At 38.6% G+C, this 19,213-nt stretch carries 17 protein-coding genes; 5 read left to right on the forward strand and 12 right to left on the reverse strand.

All coding sequences use genetic code 11. The features are described 5' to 3' along the window. Window positions 1-104: 104 nt before the first annotated feature. The 3 genes from LQ201_RS13460 to LQ201_RS13470 all read right to left on the reverse strand — a co-directional run bounded on the left by LQ201_RS13460 (window position 105) and on the right by LQ201_RS13470 (window position 4,149). Window positions 105-1,337 carry a pitrilysin family protein gene (locus tag LQ201_RS13460; protein ID WP_230143056.1) on the reverse strand — a complete coding sequence of 411 codons (1,233 nt, stop codon included), beginning with the start codon at window positions 1,335-1,337 and terminating at the stop codon, window positions 105-107. Window positions 1,338-1,363: 26 nt separating this feature from the next. Next, complete coding sequence (locus LQ201_RS13465) at window positions 1,364-1,816, reverse strand: hypothetical protein (RefSeq protein WP_230143057.1); 453 nt, start codon at window positions 1,814-1,816, stop codon at window positions 1,364-1,366. 182 nt (window positions 1,817-1,998) lie between these two features. Then, complete coding sequence (locus LQ201_RS13470) at window positions 1,999-4,149, reverse strand: S9 family peptidase (RefSeq protein ID WP_230143058.1); 2,151 nt, start codon at window positions 4,147-4,149, stop codon at window positions 1,999-2,001. A gap of 353 nt (window positions 4,150-4,502) precedes the next feature. Between LQ201_RS13470 and proB the strand changes: the two genes are divergently transcribed. Together proB and LQ201_RS13480 are read left to right on the forward strand one after the other, a co-directional pair. Continuing rightward, the gene (proB, locus tag LQ201_RS13475) at window positions 4,503-5,582 is read left to right on the forward strand and encodes a glutamate 5-kinase (protein ID WP_230143059.1); all 1,080 of its coding nucleotides are present in this window, start codon (window positions 4,503-4,505) and stop codon (window positions 5,580-5,582) included. Between the two features lie 113 nt (window positions 5,583-5,695). After that, entirely contained in the window at window positions 5,696-6,943 is a 1,248-nt protein-coding gene (locus tag LQ201_RS13480) for a glutamate-5-semialdehyde dehydrogenase (protein WP_230143060.1), read from the forward strand. A gap of 142 nt (window positions 6,944-7,085) precedes the next feature. On the opposite strand, the gene LQ201_RS13485 is transcribed toward LQ201_RS13480, so the two are convergent. Both LQ201_RS13485 and LQ201_RS13490 read right to left on the reverse strand, forming a co-directional pair. Next, window positions 7,086-8,468, reverse strand: a complete 1,383-nt coding sequence (locus tag LQ201_RS13485) for an MBL fold metallo-hydrolase RNA specificity domain-containing protein (RefSeq protein ID WP_230143061.1) — start codon at window positions 8,466-8,468, stop codon at window positions 7,086-7,088. An 85-nt stretch (window positions 8,469-8,553) separates the two neighbouring features. Then, window positions 8,554-8,901, reverse strand: coding sequence for a hypothetical protein (locus tag LQ201_RS13490; RefSeq protein WP_230143062.1), 348 nt, complete (start codon window positions 8,899-8,901; stop codon window positions 8,554-8,556). Between the two features lie 93 nt (window positions 8,902-8,994). On the opposite strand from LQ201_RS13490, the gene LQ201_RS13495 reads away from it, so the two are divergent. Further along, window positions 8,995-9,246 carry a hypothetical protein gene (locus tag LQ201_RS13495; protein ID WP_230143063.1) on the forward strand — a complete coding sequence of 84 codons (252 nt, stop codon included), beginning with the start codon at window positions 8,995-8,997 and terminating at the stop codon, window positions 9,244-9,246. Between the two features lie 53 nt (window positions 9,247-9,299). On the opposite strand, the gene LQ201_RS13500 is transcribed toward LQ201_RS13495, so the two are convergent. The 6 genes from LQ201_RS13500 to LQ201_RS13525 all read right to left on the reverse strand — a co-directional run bounded on the left by LQ201_RS13500 (window position 9,300) and on the right by LQ201_RS13525 (window position 14,425). After that, window positions 9,300-9,980, reverse strand: coding sequence for a type 1 glutamine amidotransferase domain-containing protein (locus tag LQ201_RS13500; protein WP_230143065.1), 681 nt, complete (start codon window positions 9,978-9,980; stop codon window positions 9,300-9,302). A gap of 85 nt (window positions 9,981-10,065) precedes the next feature. Next, the gene (locus LQ201_RS13505) at window positions 10,066-10,635 is read right to left on the reverse strand and encodes a Crp/Fnr family transcriptional regulator (RefSeq protein WP_230143067.1); all 570 of its coding nucleotides are present in this window, start codon (window positions 10,633-10,635) and stop codon (window positions 10,066-10,068) included. Between the two features lie 115 nt (window positions 10,636-10,750). Next, a complete protein-coding gene (locus LQ201_RS13510) occupies window positions 10,751-11,125 on the reverse strand; it encodes a hypothetical protein (protein WP_230143069.1) in 375 nt (124 codons plus the stop codon). A gap of 344 nt (window positions 11,126-11,469) precedes the next feature. Continuing rightward, window positions 11,470-12,126, reverse strand: a complete 657-nt coding sequence (locus tag LQ201_RS13515) for a vancomycin high temperature exclusion protein (RefSeq protein WP_230143070.1) — start codon at window positions 12,124-12,126, stop codon at window positions 11,470-11,472. Then, window positions 12,127-12,768 (reverse strand): hypothetical protein, encoded by a 642-nt coding sequence (locus tag LQ201_RS13520; protein WP_230143071.1) that lies wholly within the window; start codon window positions 12,766-12,768, stop codon window positions 12,127-12,129. Between the two features lie 118 nt (window positions 12,769-12,886). Further along, window positions 12,887-14,425 carry a YifB family Mg chelatase-like AAA ATPase gene (locus LQ201_RS13525; protein WP_230143072.1) on the reverse strand — a complete coding sequence of 513 codons (1,539 nt, stop codon included), beginning with the start codon at window positions 14,423-14,425 and terminating at the stop codon, window positions 12,887-12,889. 104 nt (window positions 14,426-14,529) lie between these two features. On the opposite strand from LQ201_RS13525, the gene LQ201_RS13530 reads away from it, so the two are divergent. Further along, the gene (locus LQ201_RS13530) at window positions 14,530-14,958 is read left to right on the forward strand and encodes an energy transducer TonB (RefSeq protein WP_230143073.1); all 429 of its coding nucleotides are present in this window, start codon (window positions 14,530-14,532) and stop codon (window positions 14,956-14,958) included. Between the two features lie 240 nt (window positions 14,959-15,198). Here the strand turns inward: LQ201_RS13530 and ffh are convergent, their stop codons facing one another. Continuing rightward, entirely contained in the window at window positions 15,199-16,536 is a 1,338-nt protein-coding gene (gene ffh, locus LQ201_RS13535) for a signal recognition particle protein (RefSeq protein WP_230143074.1), read from the reverse strand. Window positions 16,537-16,728: 192 nt separating this feature from the next. Between ffh and LQ201_RS13540 the strand changes: the two genes are divergently transcribed. Next, the gene (locus tag LQ201_RS13540) at window positions 16,729-19,152 is read left to right on the forward strand and encodes a DUF5916 domain-containing protein (protein WP_230143075.1); all 2,424 of its coding nucleotides are present in this window, start codon (window positions 16,729-16,731) and stop codon (window positions 19,150-19,152) included. The last annotated feature ends 61 nt before the right edge of the window (window positions 19,153-19,213 follow it).

The following is a 19,213-nucleotide window of genomic DNA, read 5'->3' on the forward strand; positions in this document are numbered from 1 at the left end:
TAATTGCTGTCCAAACAAGTTGCTACTATGTTTAATTGAACTGCTCATCGGTTTGAGATACTTCGTGCCTCAGTATGACAGCAAGTTCTGTACAAAAATAAGAATTATTCCTCTATTGGGCAGAAGGTAAAGATATTCAGTTGCTCAATATCTAAAATCTCGTTGGCAACATCTGCTATTTGCTTGGTGGTAACGGCATTTATTTTCTCAAAAACAGTTTCCAGAGAATCGATTTTGTTATGGTCGATCAGGCTTTTAGCCATTGAAATAATTAAACCGATCCTGTTTTCCTCCCCCAAAGCAATCTGTCCGATAAATTTGTTTTTGGCTTTTTGTAACTGCAATTCATTTAAAGGATGTTCTCTGAGCTTTTTGATCTCCTTAAAGATTAAAGAGAGTGCTTTGGCCTGTTTTTCCTTATCTGTTCCGAAATAAATAGAAAAAATACCGGTATCGCTTAATGGAGAAAAATTGGACTCAATGGTATAGGCAATCCCATATTTTTCTCTGATCTGTAGATTTAATACCGAACTCATTCCATTGCCACCAAAGTAATTATTCAACAGCATTAAAGGTACCTTTTGCGATTCATGAGTAGAATATGCCTGCCTGCCTAAAATACAGTGTGCCTGCATAATCGGCTTGTAGATCGTGGTATTGTTTTGTGCGATTATACCAGGTTTAACCCTTTCTTTGTTTGGATTATTCTCTTCAACATCAGCAAAATGTTTGCTCCCTTTATTTACAACACTATTTAAGGTATAATTGCCCAAAACGGCCACCACAATTTCGTTTGTGCGGTAATTAGCTTTTCTGAAATTGATTACATCCTCACGGGTAAAATGCTGAACGGATTCGGTTGTGCCCAAAATGTTGTTGCCCAATGCATGGCCAGCGAAAAGCATATCTTCAAAATCATCGTTTATGGCCTCTTCCGGTTGATCTAAATAAGAAGAGATTTCATCCAGGATTACACTTTTTTCTTTATCCATTTCCTCTTCAGGAAAGGTGGAGTGGAACAGAATATCGTTGAAAAGATCTAATGTTCTATCTAAATATGGATTTAAAAAAGAAGCGTGAACGCAGGTGTATTCTTTCGTGGTATAAGCATTTAAATCTGCCCCAACACTCTCCAAGCGGTTTAAAATCTGGTTGGTACTCCGTTTTTCGGTGCGCTTAAAAATCAGATGCTCAATAAAGTGTGCTAAACCCGCTTTGTTTTCAGGCTCATCGCGCGATCCTGTGTTAACGATGATGCATGCATGAGATATGGCAGAGGCCGAGGGCACATGCAGTAAGCGTATGCCGTTTGGCAAAGTGTGAACATTGTATTCCATTGGGGGGCAAAGATAAGGCTAATTGCTTACAAAGCCTCTGTATCTGGGTATTGCAATTGTAAAGCGGAAATCAATTTATTCCTGGTAGGCCTTTTGAGTATCAAAAAAATAAAATTAGCTGCACCGAATATCAAAAAGAATGAATTATGTGTCATAAAAAAACCAACAATGTTGAAAAGAGCACCTCCTTCCAGCATTGCCGAGCTAATGATAAACGCACTTTGATACATGTTAATCTTGGTGTCGGCAGGGGCTTTTTTGTCGATTTTTGCCATTAAGTTTCTGTAAAAAAATATGCTCGCCGAGATGGTAATCAATCCCATAATTGGAAATATTGGGTTAAAAGGCGAAGTGGTTTTGGGGTTGGCATCAAAAAACATGATTTCGCGGTTAAGAAAGATGGTTACCAATGCAAAGAGGAAAACGCCAGTGCACAAAGCAAGGTGGATAATCTGAAGTGTTTTTAGTTTAGTGTTCATTGTGGGATGTAGCTTGATTTAAATTTTAAAAAGGATGGTCGTCATTCCCGCAGTGGGGAGATCTGTATATAGATTTAAATAAAAGTATCGTCATTGCGAGGTACGAAGCAATCTTACAACGATCGCTACTGGCGTGCGCATTAAGATTGCTTCGTACCTCGCAATGACGAATTTGTTGAAAATTATTTCGTTATTCCCTCCAACGAGAATAAAAACGCCCAGCGTAACGAAACATCTTTTAAATAATCGAAACGGCCAGATGCGCCACCATGGCCAAATTCCATATTGGTTTTAAGCAATAATACATTCTTATCAGTTTTAGTTGCCCTTAATTTGGCTACCCATTTAGCAGGTTCGAAATACTGCACCTGGCTATCGTGCAGGCCTGTAGTAACCAACATGTTAGGATAGGCCTTTTTCTCTACATTTTCATAAGGTGAGTAGCTTTTTATATAATCGTATGCAGCTTTTTGTTTAGGATTTCCCCACTCGTCGAACTCATTGGTGGTTAATGGAATGCTTTCATCCAACATGGTGTTAATCACATCAACAAAAGGAACATCGGCAATAATACCGTTCCATAAATCGGGGGCCATATTAGCCACCGCGCCCATCAATAAACCACCTGCGCTACCTCCATGTGCATACAAATGGCCTTTTGAAGTGTATTTCTGATCAACCAGGTACTCGCCCGCTGCAATAAAATCGGTAAAAGTATTTTTCTTTTTCATCAATTTACCGTCTTCATACCATTGGCGTCCCATTTCCTGTCCACCACGAATGTTGGCAATGGCGAAAACAAAGCCGCGGTTTAACAGACTTAATCTTGGCGAAGAGAAGTTTGCGTCTGTACTCGATCCATAAGATCCATATGCATAAAGCAGCAATGGCGCATGTCCGTTCTTTTCAAAGCCTTTTTTGTAAACCAAAGCAATTGGAATTTTTGTGCCATCTTTTGCTGTTGCGAAAACTCGTTCCGTTGCGTAATCTTTAGGATCGTAACCACCAACAACTTCCTGCTGTTTCATTAGTTTTTTATCTTTTTTCTCGAGGTCGTAATCGTAAACTGAATTTGGTGTGGTTAAAGAGGTGTACGAATAACGTAATGTTTTGCTGTTATATTCTGGATTTGCACCAACACCGGCAGCGTAAACAGGTTCATCAAACTTGATATAATAATCGCTACCATCCTTCTTCAGTACGTGTAGCTCGGTTAAGCCATTTTTACGTTCTGATAATACCAGATGGTCTTTAAATTCTTCTCCATATTCGAGTAAAACATCTTTGCGGTTTGGAATAACCTCTTTCCAGTTCTCTTTTTCTGTTTTATCCAGCGGGCATTGCATCAAACGGAAATTTTTAGCATTCCAGTTGGTTATGATGTAAAACTTATCATCTACGGTTAAAATATCATATAAAACATCTTTTGAGCGTGGCGAAAATACTTTAAACGCTGCCTCTGGATGATCGGCATCAATCATTCTATATTCAGCAGTCAATGTCCCTTGCGAGCCAATAAAAATATAACGTCCGTTTTTCGATTTCATCACGCCAATATAGTTGCTGTTATCTTTTTCATTGTAAACAACTGCATCTGTCTTAGCATCGGAGCCTAGTGTGTGTCTTTTAATTTTTTCACTTAATAACGTTATGGGGTTTTTTGAGGTATAAAAAAACGTTTTGTTGTCATTTGCCCATGCCACTGCACCTTGAGTATTGGTAATAACATCTTTTAAAATTTCGCCGGTTTCTAAATTTTTAACATTGATGGTGTATTGGCGGCGCGAAACCTGATCTACGCCAAAAGCTAAAAGTTTATTGTCGGGACTAACACTAAATCCGGTTGCGCTGTAATAGGCATGGCCTTTTGCCAGTTGATCTACATCTAACAGTATTTCCTCAGTGGCCGATAAACTCCCTTTTTTACGACAATATTTAAAATATTGCTGTCCGTCTTCGGTTCTGGTGTAATAGAAATAGCCATTCTTGAAAACAGGAACAGATTCGTCTTTTTCTTTAATCCTGCCTTTCATTTCTTTAAACAGATCAGCCTGGAATTGATCTGTACTTTTCATCATCGTGTTGAGATAAGTATTTTCGGCTTTTAAATAATCGACAACTTTTGTACTATCAGGACCTTTTTTAAAGTAATCAATCATCCAATAGTAGTTATCTACCACGGTATCGCCATGTATTGTTCTTTTATGCGGAATAATCTCTGCTATAGGGGCCTTGGCATCGGGCCATTTAATTGCTTTCATTTCTTTCTTTTGAGGGTTGTTACAAGCCGTAATTGCACTGAGCAACATTATGCTTGGTAAGATACGTTTCATAGTGGTTTGGATTAGGTTGAATGCAATTTAATAATTTAGTTCAATAGTTCATTTGTCATTGGTTCATTAGTGACATGGAGATTAACTGGTTAATGGTTTAAATCGGTTAACTTGTAATAAGCAAGCGGTACTTCTGACCTCCGTTACCTGACTTCGGACGTATAAAATAGTTCATTTGTGATTGGTTAGTGGCATGGAGATTAATTGTTTAAATCGGTTAATCGACTCCAAACGCCAAACTCCCAACCCCAAACTAATTACCATTTTTGTAAAAATCCATTATGCCCATAGATAATCATCTGAATTAGAAAAATTGATGGTAAATTGCCACATCAAATTGCTTGAAAATAATAATGAAATTAGGGTACAAAAAAATAGTTGTTAAAGTTGGTTCGAATGTAATTACACAAGCGAATGGTTTGCCTGATGAAGCAAGGATTAAACATCTTGTGAATCAACTGGCCGATATAAAAAAACTTGGTATTGAGGTTATTTTGGTTTCTTCGGGTGCGGTAGCATCAGGCAGAAGTTTGATCAAGGTATCTGAAAAACAAGACGCCGTAACTACCCGCCAACTATTGGCTGCCATTGGTCAGGTTAAACTGATTAATACCTACGCTAATTTTTTTGCAGCACATGAAATTCAGTGTGCACAGGTTTTGGTTACCAAAGAAGATTTCCGCGACCGGGCACATTATTTAAACATGAAAAACTGCTTACAGATTTTGCTTCAAAATGAGGTAATCCCTGTGGTGAATGAAAACGATGTAGTTTCGGTTACTGAACTGATGTTTACCGACAATGATGAGTTGGCTGGGTTAATTGCTTCTATGTTAAATGCCGATGCCTTGATTATCCTGTCGAATGTAAACGGCATCTACAACGGCGATCCGAAAATTGAAGGATCGGCCGTTATTGAGGAAATTAATGGTTCGGTAGCTAACCTGGCTTCCTTTATACAAACGGGTAAATCGCAATTTGGCCGTGGCGGAATGATCACTAAATCGACCATGGCGCAAAAAGTAGCTAAATTGGGCATAACAGTTCATATTGCCAACGGAACGCAAGATGATGTGCTCTCTTCTTTGCTAAACAATGAACTGGTGCATACACGCTTTGTTCCCGAAAAAAGTAAATCAGGCAAGAAAAAATGGATTGCCCATTCTGAAACTGCTGCCACGGGCATTGTGAAATTAAACGATGGCGCAAAAACAGTATTGACTTCTGGGAAAGCCACCAGTTTATTGCCCATAGGGATTATCGAAATACAAACAGACTTTTTAAAAGGCGATATTATTAAAATTATTGACGAAAAAAACAACCTCATCGGGCTCGGAATAGCAGAATATGGATCGGACAAAGCCAGGGAAAGAATCGGACAGAAGAAACAGAAAGCGCTGGTACATTACGATTATTTTTACTCGGCTATTTAAAGGTTTAACCACAGCGCACACAGAGAAAATCACGGAGAGACTCAGCGTTAAGCAAATTTCCTATTTTTCCTCCGTGTGAAACTCGGTAACCTCTGTGGTAAAAAAAGAAAACAATGGATTATAAACAATACTTCGAAAAAGCAAGGCAGGCAAGCCGTACCTTGGTTATCCTTGGCAAAGAAACGACAGATGCTATTCTAACAGATCTGGCTGCTGCTTTAGTGGCAAATACGGACGAAATTCTTGTTGAAAACGCTAAGGATTTAGCAAAAATGCCCATCGAAGATCCCAAATACGACAGGTTAAAGTTAAGCGCAGCGCGTATTGCTGATATTGCGAATGACCTTAAAAATGTTGCTGGCTTAAGTAGCCCGTTGGGTAAAATTATTTCAGATAAAACGCTGGAAAACAAGCTTCATATACAAAAAGTTAGTGTGCCTTTAGGTGTTGTGGGTGTAATTTACGAGGCTCGTCCAAATGTTACTGCTGATGTATTTTCACTCTGTTTTAAAACAGGAAACGTTGCTGTGCTAAAAGGAGGTAGTGATGCTGAGTTTTCGAATCTGGCTATTGCAAAGGTGATACACGAGGTTTTGGATAAGCATAAAATCAATCGCGATGTTTTAACCTTATTGCCAGCCGAAAGAGCCGCAACCGAAGCTTTATTGAATGCAAGGGGGTTTGTAGATGTTTTAATCCCGAGGGGAAGTCAATCGTTAATTAATTACGTTCGCGAAAACAGTAAAATCCCTGTTATTGAAACTGGTGCTGGGATTGTACATACTTATTTTGACAAGACCGGTGATTTGGAGAAAGGCAAAGCGATCATTTTTAATGCAAAAACCAGAAGGGTAAGCGTTTGTAATTCGCTTGACTGTGTACTGATTAATCAAAATCGGCTTGATGATCTGGCTGCGCTTTTATCTCCCCTGGCTGATGGCGATGTTGAGTTATATGCTGATGAAAAAAGTTTTGAGCTATTAAAAGCTTCTTATCCTGCACAGTTGTTAAATCAGGCTAAGCCTGAACATTTTGGAACAGAGTTTTTATCTTTAAAGCTAGCGGTTAAAGTAGTGGCTGATTTAGCTGAAGCTTTGAATCATATTGCCGATTATAGCTCTAAACATAGTGAAGCCATTATTTCTGAAGATGCCGCTAATATTGCCCAATTTTTAAACGAAGTAGATGCTGCTGCGGTTTATGCCAATGCCTCTACCGGATTTACGGATGGTGCACAGTTTGGCCTTGGTGCCGAAATTGGTATCAGCACACAAAAACTCCATGCCCGCGGACCAATGGGGCTGGAAGAATTAACCAGTTATAAGTGGGTGGTAAGGGGTGACGGACAAGTAAGGGACTGATTGGTTTTATTGTCATTCTGAATGCAATGAAGAATCTGCATACGATGGAAAACAGTCATTAGATTTGTTGCCTTCAGTATAAATGTTAGCGCAATGCAACTAAATAAAGATTCTTCGCCGGGCTCAGAATGACAGCATAATATTATAATTCAAAAACCTCTCCTCTTTCAGGTACGGCTACGTTAAAACCATCTTCTTGCAAAGCTAAAGAAAGACTTTGCAGACTTTTATCTTCACCATGAACCAAGAAAACTTTTTTGGGTTGGCCAGTTTGTTTAATTGTCTTCACTAAATCGTTATGATCGCCGTGGCCACTGAGCAGATCGGTTTGGTGTATCGTGGCGTAAACCATCATTTCCCGGTCTTTAATGCGGACAATAGGTGCTCCGCTCAATAGCTTGTAACCGAGAGTTCCTTTTGCACAGTAGCCAATAAAAAGAATGGTGCAATAATAGTTCTGAATGTTGTAATACAGGTGATCCTGAATCCGCCCGCCTTCTAACATGCCTGCCGATGAAATGATAATACAAGGATCAAAATAATTGGAAACATCTTTACTTTCTTTCATCGTTTGAACGTAAGCAAGATGCTCAAATTCAAACTCATCACCCATGGTTTGGTAAAAATCTTTCGCTTCCTGATTTACCAGGTTATGGTGTTTGCGGTAAACCTCAGTAGCTTGGATAGCCATGGGACTATCTACAAAAATCTGAATAGGTGGCAATAGTTTTTTGGTGAAAATCTGGTTTAAGGCAAATACCAAGGATTGCGTACGGCCAATGCTAAACGCAGGAATAATCAATCGCCCAGGGCTTTTAATGCAGGCTTCGGTAATCTCCTGGACTAATCTTTCCTCTAAGGTCTGATCTTTGGTATGCACCCTCCCGCCATAGGTTGCTTCGCTTACCAGGTAGTCAACCTCTGGCAGCGGCTCAGGGTTAACCAATACCGGATAGTTCTCTCTGCCAATATCGCCTGTAAAAGCAATTTTCTTCTCTACGCCATTATCGTTTATGGTTAAAATAGCTGCAGCAGCGCCAAGCAAATGGCCAACTGGCACAAAGGTTAGACTAATATCTCCGTTTATTTTGAAAGGCTTGTTAAAAGCAATGGTTACAAAACGATCGATCGTATCCATTACATGTTTGTGCAGGTACAAAGGTTTTGGTCCGCTAAAATTGCCGCGTTTAGTTCTGGGCTTTCGGCCTGCTTTCCTTAAGAAAAGTTCTACAGAATCGAATAATAGTATCGATGTAAGATCGGCTGTTGGTGGTGTACAGAGTACCTGGCCGTCAAAACCCAATCGAACCAGTGTAGGTAAATTACCAGAGTGATCGATATGGGCGTGAGTTAGAATAACCAGATTGATGCTTGCCGGATCGAAAGGGAATTGCTGGTTTTCTTCTTGGTAGGTTTCCTTCTCATAATCTAATCCGCAATCTATCAGTATTTTATAGTGTCCAACTTCTAGCAGGTGCATACTTCCTGTTACTTGTTGTGCTGCGCCCCAAAACGTTAACTTCATCTTCTTGTCTATCGCGTAAAATCTTTAGCCGTAAAGTAATATAATTGAAGGGATTTTTAAACAATCAAGCGTAATATTTTAATTATTATTCGTCTTGTTGTCTAAATTTTAGTGCCCTTAATATTTCACTTTTTGCCTCTTCCGAAAAATCTTCTAAATCTGATAGTAAGATCGTTTTGTCTAATAGCATAGCGATGATCGTATCAAAAAACCACGAATTTCTCATACCATCGTATCTCCTGGCGATGTGTTTATCGAAATCTTTTACAGCGGTAAAAATTTTATAATAATCATCTCTATTATCTTCAGGCTGTTGTTTTTTCCATTGGTCTAAAATTTCGGAGAATACCTGCATTTCTTTTTTTAGTTCCCGTTGTAAAGCTACCTCGAATAACTTTCTGGCAACTTTGTTGTCTGCTTTAGAAAAATCCATTATGTAAATTTATGTCATAAAGATAAGAATGTCATTAGATAACCGGCTTAGTCCAAAGAAAAGATTTTTATCTTTGAAGAAAAAATATTAGCCATGCAAGAACCTTTTGATATAGAAATAGGGCCAATTAATTATTCAGTTTTTCCGGAGGGAAATGATTCGTATACCATTTTTAAAGATGGAAGAGAATACATTCAGATTCAAAAGGATACTTCATCTATCTGGTTAAAAATGGACTACAAAACTGAACTTCCAATTTTTGAAGAGGACGAAGAAGTGAATGCAATTGGGCAGGCCATTGAAAAGTATGTGCCTGAAGAAGATGAGGAAGAAGACGAGCTATAATAAGTAATCCTCAACAAGGTTTGGCTTAGCCAAGCCTTGTTGAGGATTTAAATTTAAGCAAGAAGCTTTAATAATTCTTCTGCAACTTTTTCTGATGAAGCGGGATTTTGTCCGGTAATCAATAAGCCATCAACTATGGCATAGGGATTCCAATCAGCTATCTTGCTGTAATGTCCACCATTTTTTATCAACATATCCTCTACTAAGAAAGGCACAACGTTTGTTAATTGTACAGCTTCTTCTTCGGTATTGGTAAACCCGGTTACATTTTTTCCGCTAACCAGATATTCACCATTTATCTTTACATCCTTAAGCACTCCCGGAGCATGACATACAAAAGCAACAGGCTTGTTGGCGTTATAGAATTCGGCAATGAGCTGTTGTGAAGTTGCGCTTTCTGCTAAATCCCAAAGTGGTCCGTGGCCACCAGGATAAAAAACGGCATCATAATCAGCCATCATTATATCGGCCAATGGAATGGTGTTTTTTAATTTGGTCAAAAGAACAGTGTCTTTGTCCATTCTTTTCGTCGTTTCGGTTTGAAAAGAAGGGTCTTCACTTTTAGGGTCAATTGGTGGTTGACCACCCTTTGGTGAGGCCAATACAATATCGATACCTCTGTCGGCTAAGGCATAATATGGCGCTGCCAATTCTTCTGACCAAAAACCTGTTTTTAAACCTGTATTTCCTAATTCGTCGTGGCTTGTAAGCACGAATAAAACTTTCTTATTCATATTTTTAATGCTAAGTGTATCACAAAATTAGTGCTCTTGAATAGGGCAGCAAAGGACTTCAATCACAAATTTAATGTGCGCAAAATCACACTTTTGCGGAAAGCCTGCTTAAGGTTTCTCTAGAAATGCCCAAGTATGCTGCGATTATTGTTTTAGAAACCCGTTGCATCAATTGCGGATACTGTTGAGCGACTTGTTCAAAACGCTCTTTCGGGCTTGTGGTCAAAAGTGATAAAACTCTTTGCTGTAACGCTACGTAGCCTAAACTGTTCTTTATCCTGAAAAAATGCTCCATTTTATGGCTTTCGCTGCATAGCTGATCTAAACTATCCTTGCTAATGGAGAGTAGTTCGGAGTTTTCTAAGCAACTGATGTTGGTAATCGATTTAACATGCCCATAAAAAGCCCTAAAATCGGAAAGCCACCAGTTTTCCATTGCAAACTGAATGATATACTCTTTACCATTGGCATCTGTAAACGTAGCCTTTAACAAACCTTTAACTACAAAATAAATGTGATTAACAAATTCGTCTTCCTGGATGAGGTACTGGTGTTTTTTAAGCGTTTTAGGTTTGAAATGTGCTGCTATATGCTCAAACTCCTGATCGGTGAGGGAAATGATTTCTTCGAGGTGTGTTTTTAATTCAAAACTCATGCTATAAATTTAACTAAATTAAGCATGAAACTCATTTTTTGATTTGGGAATGAGGTAAGGTGAAAATAATAAGGCCCGATTTTTTACTGATCGGGCCTTCTGTCTTTTAAATGGTTTACCTTGTGCAATTTGCAGTCCAGGTTTGCCCATCTTTTGAAACCAAAATTTTAAGGGTACTGGCATCAATACTAATACCTGTTAAACCTGAGCCAATACTTACATAACTGTTGTCGCCGGTTTTTTCAAACTTTACACCTGTAATATCAGGAATTCCGTTGCCAAAGTAAAAATTATACGTTTCGCCAACTTTGCTTACTGTTACTTTACCATCGGTACTGTTAATGGTAGTCTCACCACTACGATAAGAAACGGTTCCTTTGTAAGTACCCACGAAGAAATCCCTATCTGCAGGATCGGTATCTTTTTTACATGATACCATTACGGTTAATGCTATTAAAAGCATGCTGAAAATTTGAACTGTCTTTTTCATCTCTTTCACTTTTTAATTTTAAATAGGTAATAAATGTAACATGGCTATGACAATGACTATGCCAAACGAGTCATTCATGCCTTAAAAATAGTGAGAGAATAAAATAAAAATTATAAAAAAATGAGTGTTAAAAAGCTGTTTAATAGGTTTTTATGAGTGTTTGTGGTCGCGGTTTTCATTCACGCTGCCTATAGCAGATTTTTTACGGCTGCTAGCGTTCACCAACAAATAAAACTGTTCAGTTTAGAAGAACGCGGGCCAGTTTATTGAAATTCATGTAGACCAATACCTGAAGAAAAAAAATTTTCGCCGCTTAGAGTAATCAAAAAATGATATACTTCACGTTATTCTTTGGTATAATTTGAAGGTCCGTTAATGTCTACTGTTTTGCCTAAAAAATGTGGTTTTCTGCCAATTAAAATATCAATTGTAGATTTTACAACGGCAAAATATTCTCTAAAAGAAGCATATTTGTAACCCTGATAAGTTCCTTGATCGGCAGCAAAGCCATATGATTTAACGCCTAATTTATTCCCGATATTGATACATCGGTTTAAATGATATTTTTGTGAAACCAGAATGGCGGTATCAACCTTAAAGATATATTTAGATCTATATAAGGTAGAGTAGCTATCAAAGCCAGCATAATCAAGATAGATCTTATTGGTATCAACACCATGTTCGTAACAATAAAGTTTCATCACCGTTAATTCATCGTGTGCATCACTACCGTTATCTCCTGACAGCAAAATTTTATCAATTTTATTGTTTTTATAAAGTTCGATACCAGCATCGAGCCTATCTTTTAAGTATTTGCTAGGTTTATTATTGTTAATGCCTGCTCCGAAAATAATGGCCACTTTAGTTTTTGGTGCATCTTGTTCGTTCGGGTAAATCGCCGGATCAGTCTGGTGCTTTACGAGCAAGTTGATACTCAATACCACAATAACCCCTAAAATGAAGGCATAGAATAGTAGTTTAATAATTTTTTTGATGATCATTTATTGATGCGTTAATTGTTTGTTTTTTTGCTCTGTGGTTTTGGTTATCTTTAAGATCGCGGCAATCTTTTTATCCAGATCTAAATTGTCAGTATCATCGAAAGGCTTGCCAATTTCATATGGCTTGTATTTCTTACCAAACCTATACAACTGATAATAATTGGTACCCGTTAAACCATAACTAACAATTACCTTATGTTTTTTATTGTAGCTGGGGTTAACAATTTTATCGAAATCTTTCACCTTGGTTAAGGTATGGTTTTTGGGATTAACAAGGTAAAGATTGTAGAAAGAATTTCCTCCCCTGGCACCTGTATCTTCGAAAATTAGCAGATCTTTTATTCCATCATTGTTATAATCTTCGTAAGTGATATTGTGTGTGATTTGACGCATGTCAATGTTTTCTTTCCAAAAAATCTTATTGGCTTTTGGCTCACTTTTACCAAAGTAAATGTTGGCGTTGTATATTTCTGCAAATGGTTTTCTTTCAATTATTAAGTGTTGTATAGCCAGTATATAACTTTTATCTACAAACGGGTAAATATATTGCCATTTACCTTTTGCTTTTTGTTGGTGAAATATTTTTTGGGCAAATGAATAATTGGTAATACTTATAAAGCATAAAAGGAGGATTAGTTTCATGGAGAATGTAAGGAGCCGCATTAATGTTAGCAATAAATTTTTTAATAGAAAGCATTGGTGCCAAAAAAATCAAACTTTGTCAAGATAGCAAATAAGTAAATAGGTTCTTCCCAAATGTTTACCCTGCCCAGCCATCCCTATCCAAACTCCTGTAATTAATCGATTCGGCCAAATGCTCGAGCTCTACATTTTCACTTCCGGCTAAATCTGCAATGGTTCGGGCGACTTTTAAAATCCTATCGTAAGCGCGGGCTGATAAGCCTAACCTTTCCATTGCTGTTTTTAATAAAATAGTGCCAGCCTCGCTGATCTGACATACCTTGCGAACCATTTTCGGGCTCATTTGGGCGTTACAGTGCAGCTCCTCTTTATCAAGAAAACGTTTGTCCTGAACTTCCCGGGCTTTAATTACACGTTCCCTAATGTGGTTGCTTCTTTCTGTGTCGGCGGTGGAGGCTAATTCTGTAAAATTAACCGGCGTTACTTCTACATGAAGATCAATCCTGTCTAGAAGCGGTCCAGATATTTTACTCAGGTACTTTTGAACCACCCCCGGTGCGCAAACACAATCTTTCTCCGGATGGTTGTAAAAACCGCATGGGCAGGGATTCATTGAGGCCACCAGCATAAAGCTGGCCGGATACTCTACCGAAAATCTTGCCCTTGCTATGGCCACTTTACGGTCTTCTAACGGTTGGCGCATTACCTCTAAAACGGTACGCTTAAATTCGGGTAGCTCATCTAAAAACAAAACGCCGTTATGGGCCAGCGATATTTCTCCAGGCTGTGGGTTCATTCCCCCGCCTACTAAAGCAACATCACTAATGGTATGGTGCGGGGAGCGGTACGGACGGATGGTCATTAAAGCATCGGCAGCAGAAAGTTTTCCAGCAACGGAGTGGATTTTTGTAGTTTCTAAAGCTTCGTTTAAATTTAGTGGGGGTAAGATAGTTGGCAAGCGTTTGGCTAACATGGTTTTGCCTGCCCCAGGCGGACCGATTAAAATAACATTGTGACCACCTGCTGCAGCAATTTCCAATGCTCTTTTAATATTTTCCTGGCCTTTAACATCGGCAAAATCGTGCTCGTAATTATTGATGTTTTTTAAGAATTCTTCTTTCGTATTGATTTTAACCTGTTCCAATGTTTCACTCTTATTAAAGAAAGCAATTACCTGAGCCAGGTTTTCTACGCCATAGGCAATTAAATCGTTTACAATGCCAGCCTCGCGAACATTTTGTTTCGGTAAAATGAAACCTTTAAAGCCATCTTGCTGTGCTTGGATTGCGATGGGTAAAGCGCCTTTAATGGGTTGAATGGTACCGTCTAAAGAGAGTTCGCCCATGATGAAATAGTCGTCCAGTTCGTCGGCGGGAATTTGCCCTGATGCTGCTAAAATACCTATGGCTATTGGAAGATCGTAGGATGAACCTTCTTTTTTGATATCTGCAGGTGCTAAATTGACTACAATTTTCTGCTTCGGCATACGGAACCCCGAAATATTAATGGCGCTGGCCACACGTTGAAGACTTTCTTTTACCGCATTATCTGGCAGGCCTACCATATAGTATTTTGTACCTGCGCTAATATTCACTTCGATGGTTATGGTTAGTGCATTTACGCCATAAACAGCACTCCCGTATGTTTTTACAAGCATTGATTTTAATTAAAATAAATTCGGATGTAAATTATTCGGGATGAATATTATAGGCTAATATAATTAATAATCTTTAATTTTAGTTAAATGTTAAAATACTAACAATGCTGAAAATTTTATTGATTATATTTTTTCTAATTCCGAGCCAACAACTTTATTCACAAGGGAGGGGTGATACCGTTAAAATAGATCTGAAAAAAGCAAAGGAAAACTATGTTTACTCCTCAAATGAAGTAGATGCACCCGCTCACTTTCCTAATGGAGAAACCGCATGGAGAAGATATCTTTTAACTAATTCAAAATATGCTGAAATGCCTAAAACGGATAGGGCTATTGGAAAGGTGTATTTGTTATTTGTAATTGAAAAGGATGGTAGAATAACGGATGCAGTAGTTACACTAGGGTTAAATTTAAAGTGCGATCAAGAAGCATTGCGGTTACTGAGAACTTCTGAAAAGTGGATTCCAGCAACTTTAAAATCTAGAAAAGTGCGTTCAAAGGGAAGTCTCAGTATCAGTTTTGGTTTGAATTAGGTTGATTAAACTGTCTTTGTTAAATAAACCTGATTGGACGATCCCGACTTTATGTAGGGACAGGAAAAGCAAGGCTATAACCTCTATGGAATACTGAACCCCCATTTCCAAAACCAATAAACAAAAAATCCCAACCATTACTGATCGGGATTTGTATTATTTTGAAAGATGCTGAAACAAGTTTAGCATGACGCGCCTACTAAGGCTTACGCCCTAAACCCTCTGCCCTAAACCTTTAAACTATCTGCCAAATGGCATTTTAGGCATACCCTTCATCATTGCTGCTGCGGCTGCCGGGTTAGAAAACTGCTTCATCATTTTACGCATATCTTCAAACTGCTTAATCAGCTTAGTAACTTCTTCTACCTTGCTGCCCGAACCTTTTGCAATACGTAAACGGCGGCTTTGCTGGATAGCATCAGGGTTTTCTTTTTCAAATGGAGTCATTGAATTGATAATGGCTTCGATTGATTTAAAGGCATCGTCCTGAATATCTACATTCTTCATCATTTTGCCTACACCCGGTATCATACCCATCAAATCTTTCATGTTACCCATTTTCTTAATCTGCTGAATCTGGTTGTAGAAATCGTTGAAATCGAATTTATTCTTGCGGATTTTTTTCTGAAGTTCTGCTGCCTCTTTCTCATCGAACTGCATCTGTGCACGTTCAACAAGCGAAACCACATCACCCATACCCAAAATACGCGATGCCATACGGTCTGGATAGAAAACATCAAGTGCTTCCATTTTCTCGCCGGTACCGATAAATTTAATTGGCTTGTTTACCACCGATTTAATTGAAAGCGCTGCCCCACCGCGGGTATCGCCATCTAATTTGGTTAAAACAACACCCGTAAAATCAAGTCTGTCATTAAATACTTTGGCTGTATTTACGGCATCCTGACCAGTCATCGAATCTACCACGAATAAAATCTCGTGCGGTTGAGTTTTGGCCTTAACTTCAGATATTTCGTTCATTAAAGATTCGTCGATCGCTAAACGACCTGCGGTATCAATAATGATTACATTATTTCCATTTTCTTTACCATGTGCAATACCTTCTAAAGCAATGCCAACAGGATCGTTTGAGGCACGGTTAGCGTAAACTGAAACACCAACCGAGGTTCCTAAAACCTCCAATTGATCTACAGCCGCCGGGCGGTACATATCGCCAGCAACCAATAAAGGTTTTTTACCTTTGCCTTTTAAATGCAAAGCCAGTTTACCCGCGAAAGTAGTTTTACCCGCACCGTTTAAACCAGCAATTAAGATAATGGTAGGGTTTGCTTTAGTATCTAACTCTGTAACTTCGCCACCCATTAAGGCTGCAAGTTCATCGTTCATTATTTTGGTAAGCAATTGACCTGGAGAAACGGCGGTAAGCACATTTTGCCCCAAAGCTTTTTGTCTCACATCATCAGTAAATGCTTTTGCTGTTTTATAGTTAACATCGGCATCTAATAATGCTTTACGAATTTCTTTCATGGTTTCTGCCACGTTGATTTCCGTAATGCTGCCTTGTCCTTTTAGTACTTTAAATGCTCTGTCTAGCTTGTCCTGTAAATTATCAAACATCTTTTTTTAAGCTAAAAGCTTTATGCCGAAAGGCAAAAAGCTGGTTGTTTTTAATAAAAGGCAAATGTATCAAATTTTGCTTGTAAATCTTAGCAACTCAAAGTCAAAACTTTAGGAAGATGAATATTAAATTTTTCTTTTGGTGCAACATTTTGTTTAAGGCGTGGTCTTATACCTAACTAACCTAAACGAATGAAACGCTGCATCCTCCTTTTTTTTATATTTATTTGTGCTTTTTCCCAAGCACAGGATATTTCGAAACAGCGCCAACTGGAAGCAAAAAGAACGCTGCAAAGCCCCAAAATAGATGGTATTTTAGATGATGAGTGTTGGAATAATGTTCCAATAGCTACTGATTTTATTCAGATCAGGCCAAATCCGGGAAAGATAGAAACTCACGATCGGCGTACAGAAATGAAGGTGCTTTACGACGACGTTGCGATTTATGTTTATGCCCGGATGTACGATCATCCTGACAGTGTTTCGCACGAGTTGGTTTCGAGGGATAATATTGGCAATGCCGATTTCATTTCAATTATTGTCGATCCCTTTTATGATAAGATGAACGGAAATGGCTTTTTCGTTACCGCTGCCGGTGTTCAGTTTGATGCCAAATACTCGCAGGTGGGTGATGAAGATGCAAACTGGAACGCTGTGTGGGAAAGTGCTGTTAAAATTGATGATAAAGGCTGGACCTGCGAAATGAAGATCCCTTATTCGGCCTTGCGTTTCTCTGGTAAGGATGTCCAGAACTGGGGTTTGAATTTTAGCCGCAGGATGCAACGGAAAAACCTTCAAACCTTTTGGAATTTTGTAGACCCTAAAGTAAACGGTTTTATCAATCAGGAAGGGTTGTGGATGGGCATAAAAGATGTTAAACCTCCGTTAAGATTATCTTTTTCGCCATATATTTCAGCTTATGTAAATCATTATCCGGTTAATTTGCCTGGGGTAAAAAACACAACCTCACGGTTTAATGGGGGGATGGATGTTAAATACGGAATCAACAATAGCTTTACGCTGGACATGACTTTAGTGCCTGATTTTGGGCAAGTGCAATCTGATAACCGGATACTGAACCTCACTCCTTTTGAAGTGAAATTTAATGAAAACCGACAGTTTTTTACCGAAGGAACTGAATTGTTTAACAAAGGTGATCTGTTTTATTCGAAGCGAATCGGTTCTATTCCATCCTATTATAATTACAGTGGGGTAGGCAGCAGTGATAAAATTGTGAAAGATCAAACTGAAGCTAAGGTATTAAACGCCACAAAAATTTCAGGACGGACAGCAAAAGGCCTGGGGATTGGGATATTTAATGCCATTACCAATAGCATGGAAACTGAGGTAGAGGATGTTCAGGGTAACCTTCGTATGGTAGAAACACAGCCGCTCACCAATTATAATATTCTGGTTTTCGATCAGTCGTTAAAAAACAACAGTTCGGCTACGTTAATCAACACAAATGTACTTAGGCAAGGTTCTGCTTACGATGCCAATGTAAGTGCGCTGCTTTTCAATTTAAACAATAAAGGCAATAAATATTTTGTAAATGGCGGGGGCAAAATGAGCTATTTACGGGGTGAGGAATCGAGCACGGGTTATAGCTACACCTTAAGGTTTGGAAAACAGAGCGGCAATTTTACCTGGAGCTACAATCAGGTATATGCAGATGATAAATTTGATCCATCAGATATGGGTTTCTTTACCAATAACAACTTTTTAGATCAGCGGATAGGCGTTGGTTATAATGTATACAAGCCAAGCAAATGGTATAATCAATTTGAAAGTTGGCTTAATTTAACCTATTCTCGCAGGGCAATACCGAGCGCTTACCAAAAAATTGGTACAAATGCGGGGTATTGGGTTCAATTTAAAAATCAATGGTCGGCAGAGTTTGATTTAAGTGTAGATAGAAAGGGGAACGACTTTTACGAAGCCCGAAATGGACAAATGTATCAGGCGCCGGGAAATTTTGGTGTTGCTTTGTATATAAATCCAAACCGCGCTAAAGCTTATAATTTCGGTGGAAATGTACGCTATTTTGAACAGCATCTTTTTGGCGGTAAACAGTATAACTTTTACTTTTTCCAGAACCTGAGGTTAAATGATAAGATTGCTTTTGGTTTAGACCTGAACTTTAACCCGAACTACGATTATGTAAACTGGGTAACCGCACAAGGTGATCAAGCTATTTTCTCTAAATATGACCGCAGAACGGTAGAAAACTCATTTGATGCTAAATATACCTTTACCAACTTAATGGGGCTAACCGTTGTACTAAGACATTACTGGAGTGATAGAAGAAATAAAGAATTTTACCTGCTACAGCCTGATGGCCATTTAACCGATTATCAGGGGCCAACATTAACCGCGGTGGATAGAAACTATAATGTGTTTAATATTGATTTGATTTATACCTGGCAGTTTGCACCCGGTAGCACCCTTTCTGTTTCGTACAAGGATGCGGCCGAAACTTATGATACTTTTTATACGCAACGTTATAATAAAAATCTGAGCGGAATTTTAAATGCCCCTCAGAATAACAGCCTCTCTGTAAAGGTTTTATATTATGTTGATTATCTCGATCTGAAGAAAAAAAGAAAAAAGGTTTAAGTTTTGGGTCGTTTTAAACTTGGGTCTAAACTCAAGGCTAGGAAATGTGCACTAAGGACTA

Source organism: Pedobacter sp. Bi126, assembly GCF_918698245.1.
Lineage (GTDB): Bacteria > Bacteroidota > Bacteroidia > Sphingobacteriales > Sphingobacteriaceae > Pedobacter.